The sequence below is a fragment of the Actinomycetota bacterium genome (assembly GCA_035759705.1).
GTDB lineage: Bacteria > Actinomycetota > CADDZG01 > JAHWKV01 > JAHWKV01 > JAJCYE01.
Genome location: DASTUJ010000103.1, coordinates 1 through 3467, shown reverse-complemented (window position 1 = coordinate 3467; position 3467 = coordinate 1). Strand labels below are relative to the sequence as shown.

The following is a 3467-nucleotide window of genomic DNA, read 5'->3' as shown; positions in this document are numbered from 1 at the left end:
GCCCGGCCACTTCCACTGGCCCTCCTCCCGGGTGGGGCTGCTGGCCAAGCAGGCCGAGTCGCTCGGCATCCCCGGCGTGCTGGTCTTCGGTGTCACCGAGAACAAGGACTCCCGCGCCACCCAGGCGTTCGCCTCGAGCGGGCCGGCACAGCGGGCTATCCAGGAGATCAAGAGCGCAACGCCAGGGATGGTCGTGTTCGCCGACACCTGCCTGTGCGGGTACACCGACACCGGCCACTGCGGGATCGTCGAGAACGAGAAGGTGCTGAACGACGCCTCGGTTGAGGTCATCGCCCGCACGGCGGTCTCCCAGGCCGAGGCCGGCGCCGACTTCGTGGCGCCCTCCGACATGATGGACGGCCGGGTCGGCGCCATCCGTGCCGCGCTCGACGAAGCCGGCCTCATCGACACCGGCATCATGAGCTACGCCGCCAAGTTCGCCTCTTCCATGTACGGGCCGTTCCGCAAGGTCGCCAACTCCTCCCCGATGTTCGGCGACCGCAAGGGCTACCAGATCGACCCGAGCAGCACCCGGCAGGGACGGCTCGGCATCGAGCGGGACCTGGACGAGGGCGCCGACATCGTCATGGTCAAGCCGGCGCTGGTGAACCTGGACTTGATCGCAACCGCCCGGGAGCGGTACGACGTCCCGATCAGCGCCTACAACGTGAGCGGCGAGTACGCCATGGTGAAGGCCGCCGCCGAGCGGGACTGGATGGACGAACAGCGGGCGGCGATGGAGATCCTGGGCTCGATAGTTCGGGCCGGGGCCGACTTCGTGATCACCTACCACGCACTCGACGCGGCCAAATGGATGAACGAGCGCTAGTGGAACACCGCAAGTCGGAGCAGGCGTTCCGAGCCGCCCAGAAGGTCATGCCGGGCGGCGTTTCCTCCCCGGTCCGCGCATTCGGCTCGGTCGGCGGCACCCCGGTGTTCATGAAGGCCGGCTACGGCGCCGAGGTCACCGACATCGACGGCAACCGCTACATCGACATGCTCAGTTCCTGGGGCCCGCTGATTCTCGGACACGCCGACCCGAAGGTAATGCGGGGGCTGTACGCCGGGTTCGGCGGCACCTCGTTCGGCGCCCCCACCCCGAACGAGACCCGGCTGGCCAAGATGCTGGTCGAAGCCCTGCCCGCCGTGGAGATGGTGCGGTTCGTCTCCTCCGGCACCGAGGCCACGATGAGCGCCCTCCGCCTGGCCCGGGCCGCCACCGGGCGGGACAAGATCCTGAAGTTTGCCGGCTGCTACCACGGCCACGTCGACGCGCTCCTGGTCCAGGCTGGCTCCGGCGTCGCCACCCTCGGCCTGCCGGACTCCCCCGGCGTCACCAAGGGCACCTCGGGCGACACCATCGTGGTCCCCTACAACGACACCGCCGCCGTGCAGGAAGCGTTCGCCGCCAACGACGGAAAGATCGCCGCGGTGATCGTCGAACCGGTTGCCGCCAACATGGGCGTCGTCCCCCCGGCCCCCGGCTTCCTGGAGGAGCTAAGGGCGATAACCGAGGCCGACGCCGCCCTGCTGATATTCGACGAGGTCGTCACCGGCTTCAGGGTCGGCTACTCCGGCGCCCAGGGCATGTTCGGCATCAACCCGGACCTCACGATCCTCGGCAAGGTCATCGGCGGAGGGCTGCCGATCGGCGCTTATGGGGGCAGCAAAGAGCTCATGGGCCAGATCGCCCCCGCCGGACCGGTCTACCAGGCGGGAACTCTCGCCGGGAACCCGATGAGCGTGGGCGCCGGCATCGGCACGATCCGAGGCATCCAGCGGTTCGCTTCGGCCCCCGGCGGCGCCGACGACCCGGCCGGGCTGTACGCCCACCTGGACCGGATGACCGGGACGCTGACCGACGGGCTGGAGGAGGCGGCGAAGAAGGCCGGCCTCCCGGTGACCATCCAGCGGGTCGGCTCGATGTTCACCTTGTTCTTCAAAGACGGCCCGGTCGGCAACCTGGAGGAGGCCAAGCAGTCGGACACCACCAGGTTCGCCCGCTTCTTCCATGCGATGCTTAACGAAGGCGTCTACTGGCCGCCCTCCCAGTTCGAGGCGGTATTCCTGAGCGCAGCGCACAGCGCCGCGCACGTGCACGACGTAGTTGCGGCGGCCGGTCGGGCGCTGGAAAGGATCGAATAGCAATGGAAACTGACGGCAGAAAAGTGATGCGCTACTCCCTCTACAAGGTCGACCCCGCCTGGCGCCGGTTGCCGGACGAGGAGCGGGCGATGCACAAAAAGGAGTTCGCCGAAGCGGTGGCCGCGGCCCCCATCGACGTGCACCCCTACTCGACGGTTGGGCTTCGAGCCGACGCCGACCTGCTGTTCTGGCAGATCGGCGACAGCCCCGAGGGTCTCCAGGCCTTCCAGGCCTCCCTGAACGGGACCGCCCTCGGCCGGGCGCTGGCCCCCAGCTACTCCTACCTGTGCATGACCCGCAAGTCCGCCTACCTCAAGGGCCACAAACACGAGGGCCAGGAGTTCAACATGCCCACCGGGCCGAACGGCTCCAGCTACCTGTTCCTCTACCCACTCGACAAGAAGCGCACCTGGTACAAGCTGCCCTTCGAGGAGCGCCGCAAGATCATGGGCGAACACTTCAAGATCGGCCACCGGTACCCGAACGTCGCCATCCACACCGGCTACTCGTTCGGCCTGGACGACCAGGAGTTCGTGGTGGCGTTCGAAGGAGAGTCGCTGGGAGAGTTCCTGGACCTGGTCGAGGAGCTGCGGGGATCCGAGTCGTCGGCCTACACCGCCCGGGACGTCCCGATCTTCACCTGCGTGAAGATGCCGCTGGCAGACATCCTGAACCAGCTCGACGGCGCCTAAGGGACCTTTTGACCGCAGCCGTCGAGGTAGAACAGCTCGTCAAGCACTACGCCCGCTCGCAGCGGGGGTTGAACGGCGTCGACCTGAAGGTCGGCGAGGGCGAGGTTTTCGCCCTTCTCGGCCCGAACGGCGCCGGCAAGACCACCTTCGTGAAGTGCCTGCTGGCGCTGCTCCAACCGACGTCGGGGTCGATCAAGCTGTTCGGGGACGCGGTCAGCTCCCCCTCCGCCCGCACCGGCGTCGGCTTCGTCCCCGAGACTCCCCGGTTCCCCGACTTCCTCTCGGGCCGGGAGGTGCTGAAGCTGCACGGCCGCCTGATCGGCGTGCCGGCCAAGGACCTGAGTTCAGAGATCGACGAACGCCTGATTGCCGCCGACCTGACCGACGCCCCCAAGCGGGTCAAGGCCTACTCCAAAGGCATGGTCCGCCGGCTGGCGATGGCCCAGGCGCTGATGGGGTCGCCCCGGCTGGTGCTGCTGGACGAGCCGACTGCCGACCTGGACCCCATCGGGCGGCGGGACGTGCGCAACCAGATCGCCGCCCTCAAGGAACGGGGCGCCACGGTCATCCTCAACTCCCACCTGCTCAGCGAGGTCGAGCGCATGTGCGACCACGCCGCAATCATCCACA

Annotated in this window: 4 protein-coding genes; all 4 read left to right on the top strand. The window is 68.1% G+C overall.

Translation table 11 applies throughout. The annotated features are described in order from the left end of the window. The coding region (hemB, locus tag VFV09_07000) for a porphobilinogen synthase (GenBank protein ID HEU4867459.1) at positions 1–829 on the top strand (829 nt) is incomplete at its 5' end. Then, complete coding sequence (gene hemL / locus VFV09_06995) at positions 829–2145, top strand: glutamate-1-semialdehyde 2,1-aminomutase (protein ID HEU4867458.1); 1317 nt, start codon at positions 829–831, stop codon at positions 2143–2145. The genes hemB and hemL, both read left to right, overlap by 1 nt. 2 nt (positions 2146–2147) lie before the next feature. Next, entirely contained in the window at positions 2148–2837 is a 690-nt protein-coding gene (locus tag VFV09_06990; GenBank protein ID HEU4867457.1) for a chlorite dismutase family protein, read from the top strand. 8 nt (positions 2838–2845) lie between these two features. Continuing rightward, positions 2846–3467: ABC transporter ATP-binding protein (locus tag VFV09_06985; protein ID HEU4867456.1), on the top strand; the 622-nt coding region annotated here is incomplete at its 3' end.

Excerpts from the sequence above, each read along its gene's own strand:
- VFV09_06990 (HEU4867457.1), top strand. The coding sequence starts at position 2,148 with ATGGAAACTGACGGCAGAAAAGTGATGCGCTACTCCCTCTACAAGGTC.